Source organism: Pontibacillus sp. ABV4_188, from assembly GCF_056311905.1.
Genome location: NZ_CM149975.1, coordinates 2,547,296 through 2,571,886, shown reverse-complemented (window position 1 = coordinate 2,571,886; position 24,591 = coordinate 2,547,296). Strand labels below are relative to the sequence as shown.

The 24,591-nt window shown below is 38.6% G+C and carries 29 protein-coding genes; 14 read left to right on the top strand and 15 right to left on the bottom strand.

What is annotated here, in order from left to right; all coding sequences use genetic code 11:
* Positions 1-3: 3 nt before the first annotated feature.
* Complete coding sequence (locus ACYX4O_RS13310) at positions 4-237, bottom strand: hypothetical protein (RefSeq protein ID WP_476351553.1); 234 nt, start codon at positions 235-237, stop codon at positions 4-6.
* A 453-nt stretch (positions 238-690) separates the two neighbouring features.
* Between ACYX4O_RS13310 and ACYX4O_RS13305 the strand changes: the two genes are divergently transcribed.
* The 3 genes from ACYX4O_RS13305 (at position 691) to ACYX4O_RS13295 (ending at position 4,761) form a co-directional block, all read left to right on the top strand.
* Positions 691-1,614 carry an HD domain-containing phosphohydrolase gene (locus ACYX4O_RS13305; protein ID WP_476351552.1) on the top strand — a complete coding sequence of 308 codons (924 nt, stop codon included), beginning with the start codon at positions 691-693 and terminating at the stop codon, positions 1,612-1,614.
* A 200-nt stretch (positions 1,615-1,814) separates the two neighbouring features.
* Positions 1,815-2,846: an AbrB family transcriptional regulator gene (locus ACYX4O_RS13300; protein WP_476351551.1), complete on the top strand. Its 1,032-nt coding sequence runs from the start codon at positions 1,815-1,817 to the stop codon at positions 2,844-2,846.
* Between the two features lie 292 nt (positions 2,847-3,138).
* On the top strand, positions 3,139-4,761 hold the full coding sequence (locus ACYX4O_RS13295) for an N-acetylmuramoyl-L-alanine amidase (RefSeq protein WP_476351550.1): 1,623 nt from the start codon (positions 3,139-3,141) through the stop codon (positions 4,759-4,761).
* Positions 4,762-4,866: 105 nt separating this feature from the next.
* On the opposite strand, the gene ACYX4O_RS13290 is transcribed toward ACYX4O_RS13295, so the two are convergent.
* From ACYX4O_RS13290 to ACYX4O_RS13280, 3 genes are all read right to left on the bottom strand, one after another.
* Complete coding sequence (locus ACYX4O_RS13290; RefSeq protein ID WP_476351549.1) at positions 4,867-5,406, bottom strand: DUF2812 domain-containing protein; 540 nt, start codon at positions 5,404-5,406, stop codon at positions 4,867-4,869.
* Positions 5,406-5,741 (bottom strand): PadR family transcriptional regulator, encoded by a 336-nt coding sequence (locus ACYX4O_RS13285; RefSeq protein WP_476351548.1) that lies wholly within the window; start codon positions 5,739-5,741, stop codon positions 5,406-5,408. The genes ACYX4O_RS13290 and ACYX4O_RS13285 overlap by 1 nt, the downstream gene beginning before the upstream one ends.
* Positions 5,742-5,872: 131 nt before the next feature.
* A complete protein-coding gene (locus tag ACYX4O_RS13280) occupies positions 5,873-6,079 on the bottom strand; it encodes a hypothetical protein (RefSeq protein ID WP_476351547.1) in 207 nt (68 codons plus the stop codon).
* A gap of 179 nt (positions 6,080-6,258) precedes the next feature.
* On the opposite strand from ACYX4O_RS13280, the gene ACYX4O_RS13275 reads away from it, so the two are divergent.
* The 3 genes from ACYX4O_RS13275 (at position 6,259) to ACYX4O_RS13265 (ending at position 8,620) form a co-directional block, all read left to right on the top strand.
* A complete protein-coding gene (locus ACYX4O_RS13275; RefSeq protein ID WP_476351546.1) occupies positions 6,259-7,656 on the top strand; it encodes a poly-gamma-glutamate hydrolase family protein in 1,398 nt (465 codons plus the stop codon).
* Positions 7,657-7,952: 296 nt separating this feature from the next.
* A complete protein-coding gene (locus ACYX4O_RS13270) occupies positions 7,953-8,294 on the top strand; it encodes a DUF5412 family protein (RefSeq protein WP_476351545.1) in 342 nt (113 codons plus the stop codon).
* A gap of 107 nt (positions 8,295-8,401) precedes the next feature.
* Positions 8,402-8,620: a DUF3951 domain-containing protein gene (locus ACYX4O_RS13265; protein WP_476351544.1), complete on the top strand. Its 219-nt coding sequence runs from the start codon at positions 8,402-8,404 to the stop codon at positions 8,618-8,620.
* An 18-nt stretch (positions 8,621-8,638) separates the two neighbouring features.
* On the opposite strand, the gene ACYX4O_RS13260 is transcribed toward ACYX4O_RS13265, so the two are convergent.
* Together ACYX4O_RS13260 and ACYX4O_RS13255 are read right to left on the bottom strand one after the other, a co-directional pair.
* Entirely contained in the window at positions 8,639-9,097 is a 459-nt protein-coding gene (locus ACYX4O_RS13260; RefSeq protein ID WP_476351543.1) for a hypothetical protein, read from the bottom strand.
* Positions 9,098-9,159: 62 nt separating this feature from the next.
* Positions 9,160-10,005 (bottom strand): TetR/AcrR family transcriptional regulator, encoded by an 846-nt coding sequence (locus tag ACYX4O_RS13255; protein WP_476351542.1) that lies wholly within the window; start codon positions 10,003-10,005, stop codon positions 9,160-9,162.
* 133 nt (positions 10,006-10,138) lie between these two features.
* Here ACYX4O_RS13255 and ACYX4O_RS13250 point away from each other — a divergent pair, with 133 nt between their 5' ends.
* Positions 10,139-13,300, top strand: a complete 3,162-nt coding sequence (locus ACYX4O_RS13250) for an efflux RND transporter permease subunit (protein WP_476351541.1) — start codon at positions 10,139-10,141, stop codon at positions 13,298-13,300.
* Between the two features lie 53 nt (positions 13,301-13,353).
* Here ACYX4O_RS13250 and ACYX4O_RS13245 read toward each other — a convergent pair whose 3' ends face one another.
* Positions 13,354-14,097, bottom strand: coding sequence for an SDR family NAD(P)-dependent oxidoreductase (locus tag ACYX4O_RS13245; protein WP_476351540.1), 744 nt, complete (start codon positions 14,095-14,097; stop codon positions 13,354-13,356).
* A gap of 250 nt (positions 14,098-14,347) precedes the next feature.
* Here ACYX4O_RS13245 and ACYX4O_RS13240 point away from each other — a divergent pair, with 250 nt between their 5' ends.
* From ACYX4O_RS13240 to ACYX4O_RS13225, 4 genes are all read left to right on the top strand, one after another.
* Positions 14,348-15,001 carry a reverse transcriptase-like protein gene (locus ACYX4O_RS13240; RefSeq protein WP_476351539.1) on the top strand — a complete coding sequence of 218 codons (654 nt, stop codon included), beginning with the start codon at positions 14,348-14,350 and terminating at the stop codon, positions 14,999-15,001.
* A 214-nt stretch (positions 15,002-15,215) separates the two neighbouring features.
* Positions 15,216-15,641, top strand: a complete 426-nt coding sequence (locus ACYX4O_RS13235; RefSeq protein ID WP_476351538.1) for a DMT family transporter — start codon at positions 15,216-15,218, stop codon at positions 15,639-15,641.
* Positions 15,642-15,651: 10 nt separating this feature from the next.
* Complete coding sequence (locus ACYX4O_RS13230; RefSeq protein ID WP_476351537.1) at positions 15,652-16,350, top strand: Crp/Fnr family transcriptional regulator; 699 nt, start codon at positions 15,652-15,654, stop codon at positions 16,348-16,350.
* A gap of 16 nt (positions 16,351-16,366) precedes the next feature.
* Positions 16,367-16,801, top strand: a complete 435-nt coding sequence (locus ACYX4O_RS13225) for a DMT family transporter (protein ID WP_476351536.1) — start codon at positions 16,367-16,369, stop codon at positions 16,799-16,801.
* 197 nt (positions 16,802-16,998) lie between these two features.
* Here the strand turns inward: ACYX4O_RS13225 and ACYX4O_RS13220 are convergent, their stop codons facing one another.
* Complete coding sequence (locus ACYX4O_RS13220; protein ID WP_476351535.1) at positions 16,999-17,352, bottom strand: VOC family protein; 354 nt, start codon at positions 17,350-17,352, stop codon at positions 16,999-17,001.
* Between the two features lie 118 nt (positions 17,353-17,470).
* On the opposite strand from ACYX4O_RS13220, the gene ACYX4O_RS13215 reads away from it, so the two are divergent.
* Both ACYX4O_RS13215 and ACYX4O_RS13210 read left to right on the top strand, forming a co-directional pair.
* Positions 17,471-18,130, top strand: coding sequence for a hypothetical protein (locus ACYX4O_RS13215; RefSeq protein WP_476351534.1), 660 nt, complete (start codon positions 17,471-17,473; stop codon positions 18,128-18,130).
* A 75-nt stretch (positions 18,131-18,205) separates the two neighbouring features.
* Positions 18,206-18,883 (top strand): HAD family hydrolase, encoded by a 678-nt coding sequence (locus tag ACYX4O_RS13210; RefSeq protein WP_476351533.1) that lies wholly within the window; start codon positions 18,206-18,208, stop codon positions 18,881-18,883.
* On the opposite strand, the gene ACYX4O_RS13205 is transcribed toward ACYX4O_RS13210, so the two are convergent.
* From ACYX4O_RS13205 to ACYX4O_RS13190, 4 genes are all read right to left on the bottom strand, one after another.
* Positions 18,860-19,126 (bottom strand): phospholipase, encoded by a 267-nt coding sequence (locus tag ACYX4O_RS13205; RefSeq protein WP_476351532.1) that lies wholly within the window; start codon positions 19,124-19,126, stop codon positions 18,860-18,862. The two genes, ACYX4O_RS13210 and ACYX4O_RS13205, sit on opposite strands and share 24 nt — an antisense overlap.
* 65 nt (positions 19,127-19,191) lie before the next feature.
* Positions 19,192-19,293: a YjcZ family sporulation protein gene (locus tag ACYX4O_RS13200; RefSeq protein ID WP_476351531.1), complete on the bottom strand. Its 102-nt coding sequence runs from the start codon at positions 19,291-19,293 to the stop codon at positions 19,192-19,194.
* Between the two features lie 122 nt (positions 19,294-19,415).
* Positions 19,416-19,532: a YjcZ family sporulation protein gene (locus ACYX4O_RS13195; RefSeq protein WP_084599432.1), complete on the bottom strand. Its 117-nt coding sequence runs from the start codon at positions 19,530-19,532 to the stop codon at positions 19,416-19,418.
* Between the two features lie 146 nt (positions 19,533-19,678).
* Positions 19,679-19,924, bottom strand: coding sequence for a hypothetical protein (locus ACYX4O_RS13190; RefSeq protein ID WP_476351530.1), 246 nt, complete (start codon positions 19,922-19,924; stop codon positions 19,679-19,681).
* 136 nt (positions 19,925-20,060) lie between these two features.
* Here ACYX4O_RS13190 and ACYX4O_RS13185 point away from each other — a divergent pair, with 136 nt between their 5' ends.
* A complete protein-coding gene (locus ACYX4O_RS13185; protein WP_476351529.1) occupies positions 20,061-20,900 on the top strand; it encodes a DUF2268 domain-containing putative Zn-dependent protease in 840 nt (279 codons plus the stop codon).
* 103 nt (positions 20,901-21,003) lie between these two features.
* Here ACYX4O_RS13185 and ACYX4O_RS13180 read toward each other — a convergent pair whose 3' ends face one another.
* From ACYX4O_RS13180 to ACYX4O_RS13170, 3 genes are all read right to left on the bottom strand, one after another.
* A complete protein-coding gene (locus tag ACYX4O_RS13180; protein ID WP_476351528.1) occupies positions 21,004-21,699 on the bottom strand; it encodes a class I SAM-dependent methyltransferase in 696 nt (231 codons plus the stop codon).
* Positions 21,700-22,954: 1,255 nt separating this feature from the next.
* On the bottom strand, positions 22,955-23,641 hold the full coding sequence (locus ACYX4O_RS13175; RefSeq protein ID WP_476351527.1) for a VOC family protein: 687 nt from the start codon (positions 23,639-23,641) through the stop codon (positions 22,955-22,957).
* An 83-nt stretch (positions 23,642-23,724) separates the two neighbouring features.
* A complete protein-coding gene (locus ACYX4O_RS13170; RefSeq protein ID WP_476351526.1) occupies positions 23,725-24,447 on the bottom strand; it encodes a 3-ketoacyl-ACP reductase in 723 nt (240 codons plus the stop codon).
* Positions 24,448-24,591 lie beyond the last annotated feature (144 nt).

Here is a 24,591-nt window from a genome sequence, read left to right as displayed (position 1 = left end):
CTATTATGAATCAGGAATAATTGCGTAAATAGAAATATTTTCACGTGCTAGTGTTCGAACGACTTCAGGTATTTGTTGCATCGTAATGGATACAATATAGCCGTGCTCTCTCGTTTCAATTTGTCCAATAAAATTGAGTGTTTCTAATGTTGAATACGCGGTTTCTAAATCGGCCACTTCAAAATAGACTGGGAACCGCTCACCGCTATAATCTAAAGGACTTCTCTCTGTATTCATAGCCAACCCCACTTTATATATAATGAATATATTATACCATATTAGTCGTTTGTTTGAGGGGGGAGTAGGGGAAATTCATTGTACATTCATTAACCAATCTCGTATCTGATTCCAATGTTAAAAGGCACTAAATAATAAATGAAAGACGCTCATAAGAAACCGACTTATGAGTTTTTTTATTGATCACTTGATGCTTAAAGGAATACCTTTATAAGGTTTTTGTTAAGTTAGAAAAAAGATGTTAGAGAATTCTTCAATTTTTTCTGGTGACGGGGAGACCTATATTGTAAACACATTTTATACTAGAAAACAGTTTATATCTGAAAGAGAAAGCCGATAAATAAAAATAAACGCTAGACCAATAATATTAAAGCGTGGGCTACTATAAGAAGCCGTCTGTTTTTTGCTATACTAATAGTACGGATAAATAGAACGAATGAAAGAAGGGATACTTTGGATCAATACTTAACATCAATAGATACCCCGATTGAAACTGTTTATTATAGAGGTCTTACAGTTAAATTGCTTGCAACCGGTGATGGTACGGAAGTTATTCATCACTTGCTTGAAGAGGGAGCAAGATGGTCGATGCAAGCACAAGAAGGTTGGAACGCGTCAGAAAGTATCTTTATCACCAAAGGTTCTATGAAGGTATCTGTAAAAGGGGAAACAAGATTATTATCTTCTGGAGATATGTTGTCCGCTTCTCCGGTCAAGGAAGGCTTTATATTTTCAGCTATAGAACAAACTGAGTTCATTTACATATCATCACAGCCTGTTTTTCAGTTCTTTTCTGGTATTTTAAGAGAGAATCAAGAATTAGCAGTAGAAGTCGCTATTAAAGATGGGTATACAGCTGATCACTGCGAACGAATTATGCAAATGTCCATGATGATAGGAGAAAGAATGAATCTTTCGCCTATTGAGATGTGCACTCTTAACTACGCATCATATCTTCATGATGTAGGGAAGATTAAAATCCCTAAATCCATTCTGCTGAAGGAAGGACCCTTATCAGAGGAAGAGTGGGAGGAAATGAAAAGGCATTGTACCTACGGGAAGGAATTGTTAGAAGCAACTGATAGTCCTTATATGAAAGCTTCTGCTCAAATTGTAGAACAACATCATGAGCGATACGATGGAAAAGGATATCCCAAGGGTCTTAATAAAGATGAAATTTCTCCTTTAGCTTCTATTGTAAGTGTGGTAGATGCCTTTGATGCTATGACAACAGATCGCCCTTATCGAAAAGCAATGAGTATACATGAAGCTGTTGAAGAATTGAAAAACAATGAAAGTACAATGTTTCATCCAGAAGTTGTGAGAATTTTCATTGACTTAATACCAGAATGGAGTAAAATGAAACAAGGGGTGTAAAATTATGAAAAAAATGGCAGGTTACTTAGTTGTTGCTGCTTTAGCGGTAGTAGTTGGCGTAGAACCGCAAAGTGTCCCAATCCCAATGTTTTAATAGTGGGCAAGCTCTTTATTCATTTGGATAAAGAGCTTTTTATTTTTTGAATCAATTTAACTGTATGTTTATATAATAGAAAATCTTAAAGAGAGGAAGTACAATTATGCCCCTCTTAAAAACCTATATCATCTCGCTTGTTGGTAGTGTAATATTTTACTTTCTAAACTTACCTTTACCATGGGTACTTGGGGCGGTCTTTGCTTTACTCCTTTATAAGATCACAATAAGCTCCGAGGTGGCTTCTTCTAAACTATTAAAACAGATTAGCTTTGTTTTACTAGGGATTCAGCTTGGCTCGGCTTTTACTAAGGGGACCTTTGCTGAGATCGGACCGTATTTTTTTCCCTACGTGCTATTCTCGATATTGATTATCGCGATCAGCTTGTTTAACGGATATATGGTTTCAAAATGGAGTCAGGTGCAAATGGACACATCATTGCTTGCTACTATACCAGGTGGGTTATCTGCATCTATTGCCTTAAGCGATTCGTTACATAGTAACACCGTTCTTGTCACCATTTTTCATACGATTCGGTTGATGGCTGTGTTATTTATTATTCCGTTTGTGGCTACTCACTTCCTATATGAAGGGAAAGTGGCTTCTTTTGCGTTATCTGAAACTGGTGGTGGCCACTGGTATACACTATTTGTGTATGTAGGCTGTTATTTCTTAGCGATCAAGCTAAGTAACAAAGTGCCTGCAGCCTTCGTCATCATCCCAATGATTATTGTCGGAACACTTCAATCACTCGGTTTTCAAATGTTCATTCTTCCACCAGTCCTTTTCATTTTTGCTCAAATTACGCTGGGAGTAGACCTTGGTCATAAAGTAACGATAAAAGACATTCAAAAAGCAGGGAAGTATTGTTTGATTTATTTCGGGTTAGCAGTATGGTTAATTCTTCTCTCATTTGGCTTTGGATATGTATTTAGCAAATGGGTAGGTCTAAGTTTTGCTACAGGCGTTTTAAGTGTGGCTCCGGGAGGATTGTTAGAAATGGCACTTACTGCTCAAAGTGTTGGAGGAGATCCTGCTATTGTAAGCTCCCTTCAATTAATTAGACTTCTCCTTGTGGTGATCATCGTGCCCATTGGGCTGAAATGGTTTCTAAAGAAGCGACCTTTCTTAGAGTAAACAAGTTTGATTACTAATTATAGACCCTTATATGAAGGAGTCTTGCTGTACTTATTTCAAAATTTAGTTGCAGGTAATGCGTAATATCAGTTGAAAAACGTCGTCATTTCCATAAGCACCATTGGTAAGTACTTAGACATTTGTTTAAAATAAACTTAATTTTACGAAATTTACGCTTAGGTCTTGTTCCTTTTTGTTTGATCTCTCATTATATAGAGAGGGGGTCTTTGGAATTTCCTATAGAGATAAAAAAAGGTAATTTCATAGATAAATAGAGGAAAGGGAGTAAGTCATGAACTACAAAAAGATTATAACACCAACGGCACTCGGCGTTACCTTGTTACTAAACCCTGTAATGAATGTGTCAGCTCAAACCGGAACAGTAGATGTGGATTCCGCATCCACGTTAAATGTCAGAGAGGCACCTACTAACGGAGCAATCGTTGGGTCGTTAGAAGACAATAGCGAAGTACAGATTCTTGAGAGAAAAGGCGATTGGGCGAAGGTTCAGTTTGAAGATTTAATTGGATGGTCCAGTATGAATTACATTGATGAAAACGAAGATCTTGGTCAAGTAAGTTTTGATGAAATTTTCAATATCTATCAGTCACCAGACACTTCCACTAAAGTAGGAGCAGCTAAACCTACAAGTATGGATATCCTCGAAAGAAGAGGGGACTGGTATAAAGTACATACTTATCTTGGTGTTACTTGGGTCAAGAAAGAAAGCACTCAAAACGAGTCAACAGCCAAAGTTTCGTTCACAGAAATCTTCAATATATATAAATCTCCTGATAAAAGCACTAAAATTGGAGCGGCCAAACCTGTCACATTGGATGTTGTGGAACAAAGAGGAAATTGGTATAAAGTAAATACTTATTTAGGTCCTTCATGGGTTTATCAGGATGCAGACACTCAAGAACTTGAAATCATTAGGACTGGAACGGTAACAGCGGATTATCTTAATGTAAGGACTGAACCTTCATTAAGCGGTACTTTAAAGGACCAGATTCCTGAGGGTTCAACTGTTTCCATTTTGAAAACTAGTGGTGTATGGTACTATGTCAGCTATGGAGCCTCTAAGGGTTGGGTTCATTCTGATTACATCTTGAATGAAAGTACACAAGGTTTTGTGACAGCAGATGTACTCAACATACGTAGCGCCCCTGGTGAATATGTAAAAGACCAAGTAACTTATGGGACTCGAGTAACCATTACGAAATATAGTGGAGAATGGGCTTATGTATCTTATAATGGAAATGAAGGTTGGGCTCATACTGACTACATAAAAGATTCTGCTAATGGTCAAGTGTTAGAGGGAAAAACCATCATCTTAGATCCAGGTCATGGCGGTAATGATAATGGAGCATTAGCAATCGACGGTCGAACTCAAGAAGAAGATATCAACCTTGAGTACTCAAAGGATTTGCAACAAAAACTTGAGTTAATGGGCGCAACTGTCATCTTAAGCAGGGATTCTGATGTATATGTTGAATTAGATGAGCGTGCTGACCTTTCAGATGAACACAATGCCGACATTTTCTTATCCATTCATGCTAATAGCGTGAATAATCCTTCTGTGAGCGGATCAGAGTTATTTTATAATACCACCCCTTGCGACACATCAGAAGAATGGTGTGATGAAGGAGAGCAGAATGATTACCCTGAAAAAAGCGAAGATTTAGCCAGATCGATTTGGTCCGAGATCAAAGGAGTATTTGGTGAGAGCCCTCGTGGATTAGATGGGACAACGCATTATCGTGTTAACAGAATGAACACGGTCCCTTCTGTTCTAATTGAAATAGGTTTCCTATCTAATTGGTCTGATCTTTCAGCTATCCAAGATGAGGCTCATAAAGAAGAATTTGTAAAGAATACAGCTAATGGTGTGGTTAATTACTTCACGTCACATTAAATAGAATATAGGATGATAAAAACGCTCAGGTGTGATAGTTAAATGGATCTGAGCGTTTTTCGTTTACCTATACTTTTTCGTCATTATTCCAGAAAGCCTTATTAGCTATGATTTTCGGAGTTTTTGAACTTTCCTTCTAAATCCTAGATAAGGCATCCCGGTAAAGACGAGAACGATCATAGATACATAGCCTAATACAATACCAACTTCACCAAATATATCTGCCATCCAATCTAAGTTACTCAATGGATAGAGCATAAATAAAGCAATCGTAATGAGTAGCGTTGGTAAGGCAGCTTTCCCCATAATCCTCTTCTCCGCTTCATACTTCTCAATAGTCGTTGATTGATCTGTGTATATGGGGTTTGTCCCTTCCGGAGCACTGAACAAATGGATATAATTCACTGCTGTGGATATATGCTCCCAGCCTGCCTCCTTGAAATAAGCGAAATAATCTTCATCTGCGTCCTTACGGTAATCCACTCTATAAATTAAAGGTCTTGCTTCCCCTCGTTTCAAAACGTATCCAAATGGTGCGAGCTTCTTCGTAATCCAACCTTTTTTAGATAGAGAAGAAAGCTTTTCTAAATCTTTTTCCTCTGAAAAGGCAAGTCCTCCGCTCATGACATATTTCGTTCTTTTCATTATTGTTCTCCTTCCTCATTAAATATGAGTTTAGCGTGGGCAAGCATACTTTCACGACGCTTTATATCTCTCATAAGAAGATGGACCCCAGAAGGAGTAGCGATATAGGTCTTACGCTTACCTGAACCTTCCCCGTATTGTTTGATCAATCCGGCATTAAGTAATTTCTTGATTGTGGTATACATAGAAGCTGGTCCAATAGAAACCTTCCCACTAGTAAGTTCCTCAATCTTCTTCATGATGAGATATCCATGTCTTGCCTCTTGAAGTGTGAGTAATATGTAGAAGGAAGTATCCGTTAGTTCACCAGCTTCAAATGTCTCGCCTCTCGCCATAAAAGAGCTCCCTTATCATATAATTTATATCATTAAATGATATATCACTATTTGAACTATATCGTCTTGGAAACAAATAGTCAATAAATTTAAGGAATTTTTTTGTAATTAAGGGAGTAATAAGGAGGGGGTTAAATATAAAAGCCAAACCATCTTAGTAAGAATACCCCTAAGCTAGTTACAGTAATCCCTGTTATAAGCGCTAACACTACAGTAGAACGCTTCTTGGTTTCAAACCAAATGAAAATGCCAATAAAAAGTGTGATGATTATACCTAAGAATAATGAAGCTTGCGGGTTGGTGGGAGTAATCCAATCATACCAGTGTAAAAAATCCATCAGGTATCACCTCTAAAGTTTTGTATAGTTTAACATATAATTCCATTAAGTAGGCTTATTTACCTTTAGTAATTTAATATTCTTGGGTCTAAAATAGGATTTGCATTAAAATCCCTTAAAATAGTCTTATCTTGTTCGATAAAAAAGTAAACTCTAAACATCGAAAGGGACAGCGAGCTATGAAATTCAAGGTGCAAGTGGTTCTGTCGTTAAGCTTTATTATAGGGATTTGGATTGGCGGTTCTGTATTTGGAGAAGGAAAGGTTGCTACAAAAAACGAGGTCATATGTGAAAGTTGTTGGGCTTTTTCTTACATTGACCTAGGATCTGAAGTATTTATTAATGGTAAAGAAGAAGGAGAACTTTTGCCTGTTTCTTCATTACTCGCTCAAAGTGCGGCAGGGGAGATCTACAATCATTACAGTGTAATTAATGTGTCCACATCTTCTCCTACTATTGAAACAGAACCAACTGTTACACGTGCTGTGAGTAATGTCGTTTCTATAGAAGGCGTGGAAGGTGAGGCAGTTGAAACGACGATTGAAGGGAGCAATAAACGTTTAGTAGACATGCTCAACAACCATTTAGAACGAAATGGCTTTTCGGTAAACTCCGTTGTGAATTCTAATATGGGTCAGGAAGTTTCGATTACATATACAAAAGCGCAGGCCAGAGCATTGTTTTCGGGGGGAGATTTAAACTTACTTGCTTCCTTAACGAGCCAAGAACAAACGGATGAATTTATTGCTTATTCAAAGTCTATTCAAGATGCCTTAAATGAATACAAATCAAGGAAAAGTGTATGGCTTTGGGACAGCAAAGCTGTGTCAGAACGACCAGATGAAACCATTCAGTTCTTAAGCAGCCATCATATTAATCATGTATACCTTCATTATAACCCATTAATTGAAGACCATTATCCTTATTTTATATCAAGTCTGGACCAATTGGGGGTTACGGTTCATGCTTTAATGGGAGCACCACACTGGGGGTTAGAAAAGAATATCCCAGAAGGCAAACATCGAATGGACCGAGTGATGGTCTATAACGGTGACGTGAAAGAATCCGCAAAGTTCAAAGGGATTCACTTCGACATAGAACCACATGTATTAGATGAGTGGGATACGATGCGTGAGAATGTTATCAATCAGTGGTCAAACTCATCCCAAGTGTTTGTTGATTATGCAAAGGATAACGGATTTATTGTCGGAAGTGATTTGCCATTTTGGACAGACGGCCCAAGTGTAGCCCCATACGACCCAGATTTTTATAAGAATATGATAGATCGTCAAGATTATGTTACCGTAATGGCTTATCGGAATACAGCTCTAGGCTCTAATAGCATTACCTCTATATCTGAAAATGAAGTGCTACATGCGAACTCCCCTAAAGTAGAAATCGGTGTGGAATTGAAGCCCCATTACTTAGACTATGTTAGCTTTGACGACAAAACCTACTTAGAAATGGAGTATGAATTAGCTGAACTCAGACGCTACTTTGAAGAGTTGCAAGCAGAAGGGTTTGCAGGTACAACTTATCATAGTTATACGCAGTGGAAAGGTTTAGAGGCAAGGTAATTTGAAAGCGGGAATTGTAATTTTATGTTAATATTGAACTTGCTTATTCTAAAGTAACCTATACATGTAAACTTCCTAATGAACAGAAAGGGGGGAGTATTGTGGTTAAACACAGTAACCAATGGGCTTTTTATTTAATCCTCATTTGCTCAGTGATCGGAATCTACTCTTTCTATTCACATGTGAATAATACCTGGATATTAGCCCCGCCAAGTTATATTCTCCTACTGATTAGCTTACTAGTTTTTGCTTTAGGCGTGATAGGTTTTCAAGACAGGAGGACATGGAAGGCTAAAATGAGAAGTTGGGTAACGCTCTTTATGGCGATCCTTTTAATAATCTCCTTGCTTATAGTTCTTGCATTTACCTCCTTTTTCTCGGACGTAGGTACGAATGAATACTTAAAAACAGTAAGTTCACCTAACTATAACCATTCAATCGACTTCTACAGTTTTGATGCAGGAGCAACAGGATCGTTTGGTGTAACAGGAGAGCTAGACGGGCCACTTTGGTTTAAGAAAAGGGTTTACTATGAAGAAGGAGTCAACAGTGTCGCCATTGAATGGGAGAGTGACACGACCTTAATCATAAACGGTAATACGTTAAACTTAAGTCAAAAGCGAACATATGAAGAGTAGTATCTTGAAAGGCTAGTAATAGAATCGTGTATTTTGAGTTAAAACAGCACTACTGATCAATTCTAATGATATATGTGGTTTTCTTGAAATAACAAGAGGTGGTTGTGTTGAATTATATAGTGTTTTCTTCTTCACTATTTGTGCTTATCGTGGTGGCGCTTATAATAATTGTAGTCTACAAAGTTATTATAAAAAAAGAACGCCCCGATAATTATTATACCCCCTTTGATCATATTACGGGTCAATCAAATGAAGAGTTCCATGAAGAACGTCAGGAAGATGAACAAGAAGAGGAAGAAGATGAAGGTGACGATAAAGATCGCTAAGTGGAGGTATTATATACTCTAATCGGTTGAAAAACTATGAAGTAGTTCGTTGTAAGGATCTTCAGATTTATAGGGATTTAATAGTATTGAAAGAACTTTTCCCTTAGGGAAAAGTTCTTTTTTATGGTGGATCTTGGAGGTGACATGGGGGAGTGTCGAGACAAAGGGGAAAAGCGTCCAGACGGCATCTGAAAGCGTCGAGACAAAGGGGAAAAGCGTCCGGACGGCATCCGAAAGTGTCGAGACAAAGGGGAAAAGCGTCCAGACGGCATCTGAAAGTGTCGAGACAGAGTGGAAAAGCGTCCAGACGCCATCTGAAAGTGTCGAGACAAAGGGGAAAAGCGTCCAGACGCCATCCGAAAGTGTCGAGACAAAGCACAAAAGCGTCCGAACGCCATCCGAAAGTGTCGAGACAAAGCACAAAAGCGTCCGAACGCCATCCGAAAGTGTCGAGACAAAGCACAAAAGCGTCCACACACCAGCTAAAAGCGTCTAAACACCCTTGCTCAAACTAAAAAGAAACCTTCCTAAGATTCCCTCTACATAAAGTAAGCCCTAAGTAAAGAAGCCAGATCCCCATATCGAGCGTATTTTTCTAAATGGTGAGCCATACCCGTAATAATGACCTTTCTTGGAGAAGGGGTCTTTAATTCTTGTAATAATACTTCTACGGTTTCTTTTATGTCTGGCTCAGGGTCACTTGTGGAGATCACTTCTAATTGCTCTATGATGTCATCTATTTGATGAAAATCATAAGAAGGAGGGGTTAGTTGTTGGACGATTTCTTCGGTAATGACTGGCGGGTCATTTTGTGCTTTGTATCCTTCTATAAGAGAATCGATCTTATTTGTAATGGACTGAGCTAATAAGTAGTGATTAAATTCGACATTATCGACAATTATTAAATCCATGTAACTCTTCAAAATGCCTTGTACCATTACGCTTGCTTCCCATACATAAGGTTCTATTTCTTGACCGTATATGCTTAGCAAATGGTTTCTGTAAAATAAAATAGAATGATAGCGCATTCTTCTAATGAAATGTTCAATTGTATCATTAAAGGGGATAGCTTGCTCCCTTACTTGCATAATGATGAAGTCGCGGTGGGTAGCGATTTCTTCTATAGTAACCTTTAGCTGGTCTGTAAATTTTTCTTTTGGATTTAAGGGTTTTGATGATACTTCGTTGATACGTGTTTCTATGCGAAGCCAATAGTATTCGAATAGTTCATGCAATAGTTCATCCTTAGAATTAAAGTGGAGGTAGAACCCTCCTTTTGAAATTTGGCTAGCGTTCACTATTTCCTGAACTGACGTAGAACTAAAGCCTTTTTGGGCGAATAATTTAATTGAATTTTCTATAATATTTATTTTCTTTTGATCCATATGAGATCCTCCCTTTTTACCTAGGAAGCAGCATTTATTTCTTGACCTCTGACTGACTGGTCATGTATATTGTATATCGTACTGACTAACTAGTCAACGAGCTTGTTCTTATGAAGGAAAGGGGATATAAATATTGAAGAATATCATTAATTTCTCGATGAACAATAAGTTTGCTGTATGGCTGATGACCATAATTATTACTTTGGCAGGCTTATACTCGGGATTAAACATGAAGTTAGAAACAATACCAGACATTGATCCACCGATTATTACGGTAACTACTGTATATCCGGGTGCCACGCCAGCTGAAGTGGCGGATGAAATATCAGAGCCTATTGAGCAGCAAGTGCAGAACCTGAGTGGTGTGAAAACAGTTAGCTCAAGTTCATTCCAAAATGCATCAAATCTGCAGCTCGAATACAGTTATAGTAAAGATCTTGATGAAGCAGAAGATGAGCTTCAAGAAGCTGTGAGCTCTTTACAGTTACCAGATTCCGCTCAAGATCCAGACGTTTCACGCATTAACTTTAATGCATTTCCAGTTATAAGTATGAGTGTTCTAAATGGAGAGGGAAGTTTAGAAGACCTCACTAAGACTGTTGAAGATTTGGTCATTCCTGAGCTTGAAGGGCTAGAAGGAGTCGCTTCTGTTCAAGTATCAGGTCAACAAATTAAAGAAGTACAAATGAGTTTTAATGATGAAGCGCTAGAACAGCGTGGTATGGACAAAGAAACTGTTCAAAATATAATAAAAGGTTCAAATGTGAACTTCCCATTAGGGTTATATAACTTTGATGATACGCAAAAATCTGTGGTGATGGACGGTAACATTGCTACTTTAGAAGATTTGAAACAATTACAGATCCCGATGGTACCATCACAATCTCAAGGATCTTCAGCTCAAGCTGCTCAACAAGCTCCAGCTGGCCAACAACCAGAAGCTGCTCAAGAAGGGAATTCTGGTTCGCAAGGGAATGCAGCTGCAGAAGGTAACGTGGATGCACAAGGTATCCCGACAGTTGAGCTGCAAGAAATTGCTGACCTGGAGATAGTAGGGCAAGCAGAATCTATTTCTCGTACCAACGGGGAAGATTCAATCTCCATCCAAATTGTTAAATCTCAGGAAGCGAATACAGTAGATGTTGTCAATGCGGTTAAAGACCGAGCTGCTGAATTCGAAGAGAACATGGATGGTGTAGAATTCGTTTATTCGTTTGATCAGGGTAAACCGATCGAAGAATCTGTAAGTACGATGCTTAACAAAGCTTTATTTGGTGGTTTGTTTGCAATCATTGTCATTCTGATGTTCCTACGCAACTTTAGAACAACATTGATCTCTATTGTATCCATTCCATTATCCTTGCTCATTGCTATTTTGATCCTAAACCAAATGGGCATTACGCTAAACATTATGACATTAGGTGCCATGACAGTTGCCATTGGACGTGTTGTAGACGATTCAATTGTAGTTGTTGAGAATATATACAGACGAATGTCCTTGAAAGATGAGAAGCTAGAAGGCAAAGAATTGGTTCGTGCTGCCACGCAAGAAATGTTTATGCCGATTTTGTCTTCTACAATCGTAACCATTGCGGTATTCCTTCCGCTAGGATTAGTGCAAGGGGTAGTTGGGCAAGTATTCCTACCATTTGCATTAACGGTCGTATTTGCATTACTGGCTTCACTTGTGGTAGCCGTTACAATCGTACCGATGATGTCTCATTCATTACTGAATAAGAAAAATGCAATGAAAGGTCATCATGAAGGTCCTGGTAAGTTAGCAAATGGGTACCGCTCCGTTTTAAACAGTGTATTAAATCATAAAATTATTACTTCAGTTGTGGCGGTAGCAATCTTGGTTGGAAGCATTGCTCTTGTACCTTTAGTTGGAACGAGTTTCTTACCTTCTGAAGGTGAGAAGATGGTTATGCCAACGTATAGTCCTGCACCAGGCCAAACCATTGAAGACGTAGAAGAAACAGCACAAGATGCATATGAATACTTCAAAGATCGTGAAGGCGTTAAAACAATTCAGTATTCTGTGGGTGGAGAAAACCCTATGAACCCTGGAGTGAGCAATCAAGCTGCTTTCTTTGTAGAATATGATGAAGACACGGAAAACTTTGAGGAAGAAAAGCAGACTGTTACGGACGATCTGAAAGCTATGACAGAAAAAGGAGAATGGTCGAGTCAAGACTTCTCTGCTACGGGTTCAAGTAGTGAAATTCAAGTTCAAGTGTTCGGGGAGAACATGGATGATATTAAGCCATATATTGAAGATGTAAAAACAATCTTGAATGACCAAGAAGATTTACGTGACCCTGAATCAAGCCTTTCTGAGTCTTATGAAGAATATACCCTCGTGGCTGACCAAGAGAAATTAAGTGAACTTGGTTTAACAGCTGGTCAAATTGGTATGGAATTAAGCCCTGACCGTGAACGACCAAAAGTTACAACAGTCCAGGAAGATGGGGAAGAACTTCAAGTTTATCTGGAAGTGAAGAAGGATCAATATAACAATATTGATGAACTAACGGATAAAGAAATTCAAACACCTCTAGGTCAATCCGTTCCTCTAAGCGAACTTATTGAGGTTGAAGAAGGAACAACAGAGGACACAATTACTCGTCAAAATGGCAAAGTATATGCAAATGTTAGTGCTAAAGCCACGACAGACGATATTGGTTCTGTATCAGCTGATGTTCAGAGTGAATTAGATAATATTGAGCATCCAGCTACAATTGAAATGAAGATCGGCGGAGTTACAGAGGATATTAATGAGTCGTTTAGTCAGTTAGGTATTGCAATGCTTGCTGCTATTGCGATCGTCTATGTAGTTCTAGTTATCTTCTTTGGAGGAGCATTAGCGCCATTTGCTATTCTGTTCTCCTTACCATTTACTATTATCGGTGCCGTACTGGGTCTGTTAGTAAGTGGGGAAACGCTAAGCATCTCTGCGATGATCGGAGCGCTTATGTTAATCGGTATTGTAGTCACAAACGGTATCGTATTGATCGACCGTGTGATCCAACGAGAGAAAGAAGGCATTTCTACTCGTGAAGCTTTACTAGATGCTGGAGCAACACGCCTCCGACCAATCCTGATGACAGCACTTGCTACTATAGGTGCTCTATTACCATTAGCCTTAGGTTTTGAAGGTGGTTCGATCATCAGTAAGGGACTAGGTATTACCGTAATCGGAGGACTAGCAAGCTCGACGCTCCTGACACTCCTTATCGTACCTGTTGTGTATGAAGCATTAAGTAAGATTGGACGTAAAAAGAAAAAAGCTTAGAAAGTAAAAAGGATCTGGCGATAGCCAGATCCTTTTTCGTTACGTATATGTGTCTACTGATCAGAGGTCCCTAACGTCATACCACCATCGACTACAATCTCTGTCCCTGTGCAATAAGAGCTCTCGTCAGAAACTAAAAAAGCAACAGCTTTTGCGATTTCGACGGGTTGTCCGATCCTGCCGAGCGGGACAGATTCATAAAAGGTTGGTACTCCTTGACCTCCGGTTGCCATATCCGTTTCAATGCCTCCAGGGTGCACCATATTGACGCGAATTCCCTCTGGTCCTAGTTCAATTGCTGCCGATTTGGACATAGCAACAACCGCTGCTTTAGTCGCAGCATAGGCAGAGGATTTACGGATGGGAGCAAAGGAAGAGATGGATACGTTGTTCACAATTGCCCCTTTTTGTTGTTTTTTCATATATGGAATGACGGCTTGCATGCCAAGAAATACTCCTAATTGATTAACTTGGATCATCTGTTGATAATCGCTCATTGTCATTTTTGTAAAAGGTTTTCGGATTAGGACCCCTGCATTATTTACAAGGCCATCGATACGACCGAATTTCTTAATTACATCTCGGACTACTGCTTGCCATTGGTCTTCTGATGTAACGTTTAGTTGAACAGGAAAGGCTGATTTTCCAATCTCTGTAGCGGTTTTTTGTGCGTCTTCTAAGTTTCTTGCTCCAACAATCACGTTTGCTTCAAGTGAAACAAGGTGTTCTGCAATTGCTTTTCCTTGTCCTCTGTTAGCACCTGTAATGATGATAACTTGTCCTTGTATATTACTCATTCGTCGATCTCCTCATACTGTAATAGTAGAGTTTATTATACAATTCGGATTGTGCTCCAATCAACAAGTGTTGAGAGGTCTCATAAAATTCAAAGAGATTGAGGCAAAATTTTAAAGGGTATACATGTGTTTGTATACGTAATAAGAGGCTCTATTCTAGACTGGGAATACATGAGGTAGAGTTAAGGGTAAGCTATTACAAAAAGCCAATGTAACGGTAACCATTTATTTAGGGTAAAGGAGAGTCATTATGAAAGTACATATAGAAGTCGTTTATAAGACTCCAATAGGAGCAGAAGCAGCATTTTCTTCAGAAATGATACAAGGAGCTCAGGCGCTTTTAATTGCCGAAGATTTTGAAAGAACTGGCCGTGTGAAATCGATGAAGTTTATGGATGCTTATGAACAAGTTTGGGACTTGAAGAAACTAAAAGAATATATGAAAGAATACGAAACAGAACCTCACAATATCACAGTTTACTTTGATGGAGGATTTGACCAGCAATCAAGGGTATCTGGACTCGGTTGTGTGGTTTATTATGAACAAAACGGTAAAGCTTATCGATTAAGAAAGAATGCTCGTGTTGAGGAGTTAGAGTCTAATAATGAAGCGGAATACGCGGCCCTCCATTTAGGGTTACAAGAAGTGGAAGCACTCGGAGTTCATCATATGCCTATTCAAATTATAGGGGATTCCAAAGTAGTTATCCACCAACTTCTTGATGAATGGCCATGCTACGAGGAGACATTATCAAGGTGGGCAGATCGAATTGAAGAGAAATTACAAAGCTTACATGTGAAGCCGGAGTATGAAGCAGTCTCTCGTAAGAAAAACCAAGAGTCAGACCGACTTGCCACCCAAGCTTTAAAAGGCGTAGAAATCTCAAGCACAATAGAAACGTAATATAAAAAGGGCAGGTAACCTAGTGTGACCATCAGCCAACGGCACCGAATTCACTTTAGTGCTTTAAAGCTACACTTGGTGTCTGGCACGCTTTATCACGGTAATGAATTACTGTGATATTTTTTTAGGTGTTTTTAGGACATATGTCCTTTTAGTTTTGTTGCTCGATGTACTTTAATAAGAGAGGTGAAAACAACGTTTGGGGGTTATCGATGTGCAAGGGATTTTATTCTCATTAATAGCTGGACTTTTTATCACGATCCAAGGTGTATTTAATGCTCGTCTTGGAGAAACGATTGGAGTTTGGCATACAACTGTTATTGTTCATATCGTTGGATTGTTGCTATCAGGCACGATATTTTTATTCGCACGAGACGGTCATGTGAAGCAAATTAAAGAAGTGAAGCCAATGTACTTATTAGGAGGAGCCTTTGGTGTTTTAATCGTTTTTGGTGAACTGATGGGGATCTCCTTATTAGGGGCGAGTTTTGCCGTATCACTCTTGTTAGTATCTCAGCTAATGTTTGCGTTCTTAATAGACTCAAAAGGATTATTTGGAGTTCCAAAGATTCGTTTTAGTTTGAACCGAGTCGCTGGTATCGCCATTATGATTTTAGGAATCATTATTTTTAAGTTATAGGAGTGGTTGAATGAAACAAGTGATGGATCGGAAGTTCATTCACAGTTTCTTAGAACAACATGAACTTCATCATACATTTCCAAAAGCTCTCCAAGAAAGAACTCGATTGTACCACTTTGAAAAGGGTGAAACGATTTGTACAGAGGGAGAGCAACTTAATCAAATGTATTTTCTTGTAAAAGGGAAATTGAAGATCTATACAGTTTCTACCGAGGGGAGATCACGATTATTACGATTTAAAAATCCATTAGATATTGTAGGGGATGTCGAGTATTTAAAGAAGAACCTGGTTTTCAATACGGTAGAAGCGGTAACAGAAGGAGCCTTATTAGGAATATCTTATGAAGATATCACCCGTATAGCTTATGACCATCCGCCATTTCTTCAATTTCTTCTAGAAGAAGTAACTCATAAGTTTTATACAGAATCCAATGCATCAACTCTCAATCATTTGAATTCTGTTGAGACCCGTTTGGCCAGTTACTTTCTTTCGACTGCAACGACTGAGAAGAGTACGTTATTCTACCAAGAAATGAAGACAACAAACCTAAAGGATATAGCAGATCTTATTGGGACAAGTTATAGGCACTTAAATCGTGTGATTAAGCAAATGTGTGAAGAAGGTATAATTGAAAAGAAAAGTAAACGTATATACATTAAGAATCATGACTTGCTACGCGAGCGTGCTCACGGAAATATATACGAATAAATGGGGGAGAAGACATATGCAAGGAATTATCCTTTCCGTAATTGCAGGTGTATTTATTAGTTTACAAACTGTATTTAATTCAAGGGTGAGCGAGCGCTTTGGATTGTGGGCTACGACAACATTAGTATTTGTAGTCGGTCTTGCTGTTGCCATTCCTGTCTTCTTGCTTGTTGGCGAGGGTTCCCTTTTCCATTTAGAAAAGGTAAATGCGCTATATATGACAGGGGGACTGTTTGGAGTAGGCATTGTTTATAGCATTATGAGAGGGATTAGAGCTCTAGGCCCTGCATACGCGGTTTCCATTGTTCTAGTAGCCCAGTTATTATTAGCACTCATTATTGATTCGTTTGGCTTATTTGGCAGTGAAGTAATACCTTTTAGTTTTACGAAATTAGCTGGTTTACTTGTAATGGTTATTGGAATTTTAGTCTTTAAGATGAAGGATGAATAGTACAGCACATAGAAACAAGATGACGATCTTAAGTGTCCAAATACATGTTTAGGAAGAGAGCTTGACCTATGAGGTAAGCTCTTTTTTTCATGGGAAAAAACCAGATTTTTGAAACGTTTGGCATAAGTTATTCGTCTATATAGAGAGATAGCTAATCGTGAAAATGAAAAACACTCCATCCTTTAGGGGGGGCCACGTTAACACTGACAAACCATGAGGTGATTTCCGTCTGGGTCTTGAAAGGTGAAGTAATGATTATGTTGGATTTCTGATGTAAGAGGGACTTCCTTTTCTTGCATATAAGTATAGGCTTTCTGAATATCGGTGGTATTCAAATGGAAAGGTGCCATCTTATAAACGTTTTGATCGGAATATATCTTACTATCTAATACAATTCCTGTGCTCTTCATCGGCAATACATACAAGTGACCGAATTCGATATCACCATCAGCAGCTAGTCCCAAAATGTCACAATACCAGTCACGTGCCTTTTCAATGTTCTTTACAGGGATAAAAACAGTTCCTACTTCATTAAGGATCGGATGATTCATCATTCCACCTCCAACAAAATTTGACTATATTTTACAATATAATGGATGAGAGAGGAAGAACTTTTCGGTGAAACGTGGTAAAATATGTATATAAATTCTATTGAATGGAGCGTTCCGTATGAAAAGAATTACAGTTACCGCCACTTTTACATTACTCCTCCTTTTTATGATCTTTGCTATGGAACCTCACCAAAAGAAGATCGACACTTCAGAGAAAGTATTTCATGAACCTGTACAATCATCATTAAATGAAGAAGACCTTTTAAGAACGTATAACGAATGGTCAGAGGACGGAGAAACCTTTTACATGCTTGAAGCTCATGAAGGTGAAAAGCAGGTTCTCTATGGAGGGGGGCCGACAGGAGTAACCATCATACCTAAGATGACGTTTAGGATAAGTGAAACAAAGAACAACTGGGAAGCAGAGCCAATTGAATTTAAAGTAGAACCTGGAGAGGGTGTGCGTATTGTTGAAGAAGAGGGGTGGAAGAAAGACGACTCCAAAACATATACGTATACGAAATCTGTACGAATAAAAGGAGAAGAAACAGTTAGTCGGCTTATTCGGGTTTCCCAAGCTAAAAAATTAACAGAAGAGATGCCTGTATCCTTTAGCTTTCCTACAGAAAATTACAATAATCTCGAAGAGCTTCTAGAAGAGAAAGATGGGTCTAAAATGTTCAAAGCTATTTATGAGCCAGGTTTTGAAATGGACCAGGAGATTACATTTACACTTGTAAATCCGGAGAATGTTAAGGTTGAAGTAGGGAGTAGTTAGGAATTTCCCTTGTTTTATTTAGATAATTTTCATGCTTAGAAAAAATCATATAATGAATTTTGAAGGAGGATGATTATGGCCGAAGCTGTAATATTTGATATGGACGGAACGCTTTTTCAGACTGATCTCATATTAGAACCTTCTCTAGAAGATACGTTTCGACGACTACGTGAAGCGAATCTATGGGAAGGTGAAACACCGTTGGAACAATACCGTTCGATTATGGGGGTCTCCCTTCCTGTTGTCTGGGAAACGCTCCTGCCTAACCACACAAATGATGAGCAGAAACGGGCTAATGAATGGTTTCAAAAAAGCTTAATAGAAAATATTCGTAACGGTTTGGGAGAACTGTATCCTTATACAAAACAAGTATTACAAGAGTTAACCAATCGATCTATCTCTGTGTTTATTGCGAGTAATGGAGAAGAAGAATATTTACATACGATTGCGAATCAGTTCGCTTTACATGACTGGGTTTCAGGTGTCTATAGCATTCAGGTTATCAACTCTGGGGATAAAAGTGATTTAGTACATAAGATTATGAATGACTATAACATTTCCGAGGCTCTGCTGGTAGGGGATCGTAGGTCTGATATCCGCGCAGCAAAGGATAATAATCTATTAGCTGTAGGCTGTAAGTTTGATTTTTCCCAAGATGGAGAGTTAGAAGAAGCGGATGTAGTGATTGAAGATTTAAGGAGTGTTCTGGAGCTGGTAGCTCGATTCCCCTCACCATTTACTACACGTAAATAAGGTCTGAAACTTCATGTAGTTGTACATGGCTCTTGCGTGTCGCCCTTCTTGTGTATGTGGGTTTTGTAAAGCGGCAAGTCGTTGGATGAACTGTTGATCACATTCGCAACTAGGGCCAAATCGTTCGTAGCATTCATCATGAGCTTTACATGCTGCGTCAACAGCATTTACTGGTTTGCCCGGTCCTTTGCATCCTGGGCCACAGTATTTATAGCCAGGAAATAAGCAAAATTTTAATGGCATCGTGGCCACCTCCAAATTAGTAATACCGAGAACTTCCTAAAGAAAGGAGGTTCTCGGTTTTTATTTTAGTATCCGTGTCCTCCGCTAAATGCTCCTGCTCCAACAATGATAAGCAAGATAAATAACACAACGATTAACGCGAAACCTCCGCCGTATCCTCCAGACATATTCTCAACTCCTCTCTACAGTAAGGTACCTTGTTACTATATGTGGATGGCCTTTATTGTGTTAGGGCCAAAGTCATCCTTATAAAAATAAAACCTGACCTTTGAGGTCAGGTGTAAGGAAATTAGTAAACGAAAGAAGCTCCAACAATAATAAGCAAGATGAACAATACAACGATTAATACGAAGCTGCTACCGTATCCGCCGCCATAGCCACCGCCATAACCACAACCGTATGACATATAAACCTCTCCTTCCTTTACTAGATGTTGTATGAATCCACTTTGTGGACCTTACACTATCTCATCATATGGAATTAGGAAAAAGGTGTGTAGGTGCATTCCTAATCTGATAAAAATATCTTGCAAATGGGCTTAAGCCCAAACTACTACCATAAGAACGCTCCTGCTAGGGCAATACCAGTAATAGCACCAAGTGCAAATGGTACCCCAAATCCTCCGTATCCATATCCGTAATATCCCCATCCTAACCCTCTTGGGCCACCATTAGGTCGAATCCACACATGACTTCTTGTAACTCGGGTAACTTCTCCAACATGAACTCTACCTCTTGATTCTAAGCGGACTACTCTGCCTTTATAACGGCAACAACGATCATACATGTGATGAGACATACATATCCTCCTTTCTTTCCTGATATACATATCAGTATGTAGTCATAACGTATGCGAGTGGGTCTTTCATGGACTAGACATTTCGGCAAAGAATCCCTGGATTAGGTTAGTATCCAAGTGGAAAAGGGGGAGCTATATGAGTGTGATCCAGACGGATAAGTGGATTAAAGAGTTAGTGGAAGAGTGCGAAGAGAAGCGTACTGATTCTTACGATTCTCAATTGAAGAAGATTGGTGAACCCATTAGTAGGCATTTCCTTTCTTCAACTCCTGAAGAAGTTCTATACCATATGCACCAAAATGGATTATTTCAACCTGGAGAATGGCGGAATATTAAAACATTGGTAGAATCAATGAAGGAAAAAGAAGTTTGGAAGACAATTGAAGGAGAATATCTGAGTTTAAAAAAGCAGTGGAAAGGGCCGGAAACCCCGGTCTATGTGTTCCCCATCACACGAGGGTATGATAAAAGAAAGGAAAAGGGGAGGAATGGATTGGCTATTAAAGGAGGCATTTTTCTATTCCTCTCAGACGCACATAGTGAAAATGAACTCAAAGCTATATTGGCACATGAGTATCACCATGTGTGTCGTATGACTGTACAGGGGCTATCAGAAATGGATCTTCGCTTTGATGAGTTGCTTGTATTAGAAGGGACTGCAGAGCAAGCTGTGAAGCGTATGTATGGAGAAGAATTTATGGCGCCGTGGACGTCAGTTTTTAAGGAAAATGAAATGAAGCCTTATTGGCACAAATACCTTGCCCCTGTTTTACATTCCAAAGACCATGAGAAAAATATGAAACTGATGTATGGAAATAAATTCGGAAGACCACCTAAGTGGATGGGATACAATGCAGCCTATCATCTTGTGGATGCATTTTGCAGAAAGAAGGGGCTTCAAAAAATGGAAGATTTATTCAATGTGTCGACTGAGAAAATTATTAGAGAGTCTACATTTGTCACAACACGAAGTTAATACTTAAGTATGGGCAACTTTAAAAATGGCAATAACTCCGCTCCGATAAAGAGGGGAGTTATCCCATTATCTTGTTACCTGTAAAGAACATTCTCTTATAAGTTTAAAATTTACAGCAACGATATATACGAAATCCTAAATGTTCCTTGCAGGTTTCAACAAGTTCTATGTGCAGATCCCAAAGCTCATATAGGGATTCTGGAATAAAGGGACTCATTTTCATATCGGAAAGAGGGCTCTCTTTTAAATTCGATGGAATATCTAGACACTCAATGTTTGAAAAACCAGCGGCTGTCATTTTTTCCTTCCATTGTGATTCGAGGTAAATGTCTGGAATATGATAAAGGTCCTTGACCTGCTTTTTTAAAGGATCAGAAAGAGAATACTCGGCGGTCATTTCCAAGAATAGAGCCGTACCATTAGGTGTAAGGACGCGATTAATCTCTTTGAGGGCTCTTGGTATAGTTGTGAAACTCAGAGTGGATTCTGTGAAGACAAATTGAAAGCTGTGATCGGTAAAGGGAAGATGTTCTACATCTCCTTCTAAAAATGTGACATCCGTTTTTCGCTTATTGGCTTTTTGAATCATAAGCGGATGAATATCAATTCCGGTGACTTCACATCCATATGTTTCCCGAAGATATTCGGACGACTGTCCAGTCCCACAACCAATGTCTAAAACATGATGGTTCTTTTCTAAATGTTGTTGTTCGAAAACTTGCTTGCTCAGTTCGAATCCTCCTGGATGAGCTCCGCCTATTCCAAAGTGAGCTAATAAATCTAAATAATGGTTTGTCATCGCAATTCTCCTGTTTATTCGTTTTCCTATTAAACTATGTGCTCAATTATGCTTTGTGAGAACAAAAAACAGCCACCTAAAAATAAATCGTTCTATTTTGCAATACAATATTGGAATTTTTGTTTATGTAATATTCTGATTAGGAAGATATTGTAATTTAGTGTTAAAATGAATGTGGAGTACAAAAAGGGAGGGGTATTATGAAAAACATAATAATGTATTTCATTTTCTTTACTGTATTGATTCACGGTGTACTAGATATATTTGATGGGGTGGCTCTTATTTACCGCTTCATTAATTTAGGATTTTTACTGCTTATTGCCGTTGTTGTCTATATGTCATCAATTAAGAAAAAGAATTGCTCAATAACCTAGAATTCTGTTCGCATCAGTGAGTTGATAGATTGAATTGAAATAGTTGGAATTGATGAAGTGATTATAGAGTTCTTAAATAAAGATATGGAGGTATTATGAAGAAAATTGATGGAGCAGTTCTATAAAAAGCATTGAAAGGGGTGTTTATATGAGAAAAATATTGCTTCCTTTATTAGCGTCACTTGGGACGATGGCTCTATTGTATTGGTTTGGAAATATATTCAATGTATCTCTTTTTAGGTTTTCATTCGAATTAAACGAACCGTTAGAAAATGGGTTGTTTTTCAATGCGGATATTGCAATACTTCCTATAGTATTCGGCTTAATAATTGGATTTATTGTGGAACGTAGAGTTAAAGTCATAAGCGACTAATGCTATCTATAAAACAAATAGAAAAATAGCTATATGTAGTATGAAATTTTGCTGAATGCGATCCTTCGCTAACAGATGCGATTGTTTAATAAAGGACTATCGCTTTTTACTAACGGTCAGTTTGTTGAACAAAAATTTTTAATTTGGAGATGTTACTTTGACGTCTTTTAATGAGAAGATTGTAAATGTAATTCTATTTACTATGTTTTGCGTGACTTATTTTTTGATTCTAGCTTATGTAATTGATCACATATTACCTCCTTCTTTTCCATTTATACTATCTATTATCATTCTACTAGCAATAGCTCCATTATCTGCAATATCAACTAATTTTCTGAAAGGGCAAATTAGAAGGATGTAATTCAACTATAGGCTAAATGTGGCTAACAAAGTAAAATGAGCATTAAATTGCTGTGCAATTCAACGCTCATTTTATAATACATTTTCGCTATTTGTTCTCCAAAACTGAACTACTTACCCTAAGAAAATAAGATGGTTTTCACATCTATTAAAGGTTAATATCTCCGAATTTCGCGTTTACCCCGTTCCCCTCTGATAATGAGAGGGATCCGTTTCCTAACTTCCATTCGTAGGCGAGGTTACCAGCTAAGTCGTGTGTATGTTCAGGTTCACCTAATTGATAGAATAAAGTCCATTGGTGAAGAGCAGCTTCTAGATCCTCCACACCAACGTGAATTGTTTCAAATGGCAATGAATTTAGATCTTCAGGGTTGCTAGGCTTATTCTGTTCCCCTTTCCATTCAATGATAAAAGGAAGGGGGGAGGAGCTTTCGGCATTTGGGAACAACATACGCCAGCTCAATTGGCGTCCGTCTGGAGTCGTTCTGTTTCCTTCGAAAGGTCCTTGATAGTCAAGATTTTCGGCTTCCCAATGCTCAATAAGTTGATCCATTTGTGATGTTCTGAGTGCGAATGTAAAAGGACCTTCTACATCCTTGTCATGTGCTTGGACAGTTTGTTTGATTAATGGATTATCGGAATCTGATGCTGTATCATAATCTGTAATTCCAATCCATTCTATGTAAGCCCCATTCTCAAAAAACGCTAAATGGTTGTATGTGCCCCATTGTTTGTGTTCCCCACCTTTCTCTCCTCGAATACCATGCTTACCTTTCATATCTTGTTGAGATTTCTCAGGAGATTTTGCTAAAACAACTAAATGATCGAAATCCATTAGGACGCCCCCTTAAACAATTTATACCTCATGTACCCTTAGATAAGGAGTTACAAACAGATGATCGCATGCATGTTGTACTATTAAAACGGATTTGTGGCCCATTGCAGGGATTGTTTAATAAAGATACGAGGGTGCAGCTTTAACTGGCTAACCATGTATTCAGCAATGTCTTCAGGTTGCATGTATTTTTCTTTATCTTGTTCCTCAAGCTTGTCACCAAAGGCTAGTTCAGTGGCGACGAGACTTGGATTTAACGTGAAGACTCGTATGTTTTGGCGGCGAACTTCTTGCATAAGCGCTTCAGTCATCCCCTGAATAGCAAACTTCGATGCGCTATAGGAAGTAGAACCAGCTGTTCCTTTTAACCCATTGCTTGAAGAAATATTGACAATGTCTCCCTCGTTTTTCTCCACCATATGTGGGAGAACCGTTCTTGTAACATGATAGGTACCGAAAACGTTTACTTCAAACGTGCGCTTCCATTCATCTGGGTCTAAATCTAAGAACGAACCATTTAGGCCTATCGCAGCGTTATTCACTAAAATATCCGCTGGTCCAACTTGTTCCTTTAATTGCTCTACAGCTTTTTCTACTTGATCAAGGCTCGCAATATCTGCTTTTGCATAGCTAGCTTTGACCCCATATGAAGCAACTACATCTTTAACTTCCTTCAGTTTGCTTTCTGTTCTTGCTATAAGTCCAAGGTGAATGCCTTCTTTAGCGAATTGGATTGCTGTGGCGCGACCAATACCACTACCTGCCCCTGTAATGTAAGCAACTTTTCCTTTAACTTCTTGTGCCAATTTAATCATCCTTTCTATACCAATAGTGTAAGCGCAATCGGAAACAACCTCAAAAATACTGCTTTAAATTCGAGATGTTTCATTTAGAGCATAAGCGGTAATACATGACTACGTAAGCAAAACTATACAACTTTTTACAAATAC

Coding starts and splice junctions, on each gene's coding strand:
- ACYX4O_RS13310 (WP_476351553.1), bottom strand. CDS start 237: ATGAATACAGAGAGAAGTCCTTTAGATTATAGCGGTGAGCGGTTCCCA.
- ACYX4O_RS13300 (WP_476351551.1), top strand. CDS start 1,815: ATGCCCCTCTTAAAAACCTATATCATCTCGCTTGTTGGTAGTGTAATA.
- ACYX4O_RS13295 (WP_476351550.1), top strand. CDS start 3,139: ATGAACTACAAAAAGATTATAACACCAACGGCACTCGGCGTTACCTTG.
- ACYX4O_RS13290 (WP_476351549.1), bottom strand. CDS start 5,406: ATGAAAAGAACGAAATATGTCATGAGCGGAGGACTTGCCTTTTCAGAG.
- ACYX4O_RS13285 (WP_476351548.1), bottom strand. CDS start 5,741: ATGGCGAGAGGCGAGACATTTGAAGCTGGTGAACTAACGGATACTTCC.
- ACYX4O_RS13280 (WP_476351547.1), bottom strand. CDS start 6,079: ATGGATTTTTTACACTGGTATGATTGGATTACTCCCACCAACCCGCAA.
- ACYX4O_RS13275 (WP_476351546.1), top strand. CDS start 6,259: ATGAAATTCAAGGTGCAAGTGGTTCTGTCGTTAAGCTTTATTATAGGG.
- ACYX4O_RS13270 (WP_476351545.1), top strand. CDS start 7,953: ATGAGAAGTTGGGTAACGCTCTTTATGGCGATCCTTTTAATAATCTCC.
- ACYX4O_RS13255 (WP_476351542.1), bottom strand. CDS start 10,005: ATGGATCAAAAGAAAATAAATATTATAGAAAATTCAATTAAATTATTC.
- ACYX4O_RS13245 (WP_476351540.1), bottom strand. CDS start 14,097: ATGAGTAATATACAAGGACAAGTTATCATCATTACAGGTGCTAACAGA.
- ACYX4O_RS13240 (WP_476351539.1), top strand. CDS start 14,348: ATGAAAGTACATATAGAAGTCGTTTATAAGACTCCAATAGGAGCAGAA.
- ACYX4O_RS13230 (WP_476351537.1), top strand. CDS start 15,652: ATGAAACAAGTGATGGATCGGAAGTTCATTCACAGTTTCTTAGAACAA.
- ACYX4O_RS13225 (WP_476351536.1), top strand. CDS start 16,367: ATGCAAGGAATTATCCTTTCCGTAATTGCAGGTGTATTTATTAGTTTA.
- ACYX4O_RS13220 (WP_476351535.1), bottom strand. CDS start 17,352: ATGAATCATCCGATCCTTAATGAAGTAGGAACTGTTTTTATCCCTGTA.
- ACYX4O_RS13215 (WP_476351534.1), top strand. CDS start 17,471: ATGAAAAGAATTACAGTTACCGCCACTTTTACATTACTCCTCCTTTTT.
- ACYX4O_RS13210 (WP_476351533.1), top strand. CDS start 18,206: ATGGCCGAAGCTGTAATATTTGATATGGACGGAACGCTTTTTCAGACT.
- ACYX4O_RS13205 (WP_476351532.1), bottom strand. CDS start 19,126: ATGCCATTAAAATTTTGCTTATTTCCTGGCTATAAATACTGTGGCCCA.
- ACYX4O_RS13200 (WP_476351531.1), bottom strand. CDS start 19,293: ATGTCTGGAGGATACGGCGGAGGTTTCGCGTTAATCGTTGTGTTATTT.
- ACYX4O_RS13195 (WP_084599432.1), bottom strand. CDS start 19,532: ATGTCATACGGTTGTGGTTATGGCGGTGGCTATGGCGGCGGATACGGT.
- ACYX4O_RS13190 (WP_476351530.1), bottom strand. CDS start 19,924: ATGTCTCATCACATGTATGATCGTTGTTGCCGTTATAAAGGCAGAGTA.
- ACYX4O_RS13185 (WP_476351529.1), top strand. CDS start 20,061: ATGAGTGTGATCCAGACGGATAAGTGGATTAAAGAGTTAGTGGAAGAG.
- ACYX4O_RS13180 (WP_476351528.1), bottom strand. CDS start 21,699: ATGACAAACCATTATTTAGATTTATTAGCTCACTTTGGAATAGGCGGA.
- ACYX4O_RS13175 (WP_476351527.1), bottom strand. CDS start 23,641: ATGGATTTCGATCATTTAGTTGTTTTAGCAAAATCTCCTGAGAAATCT.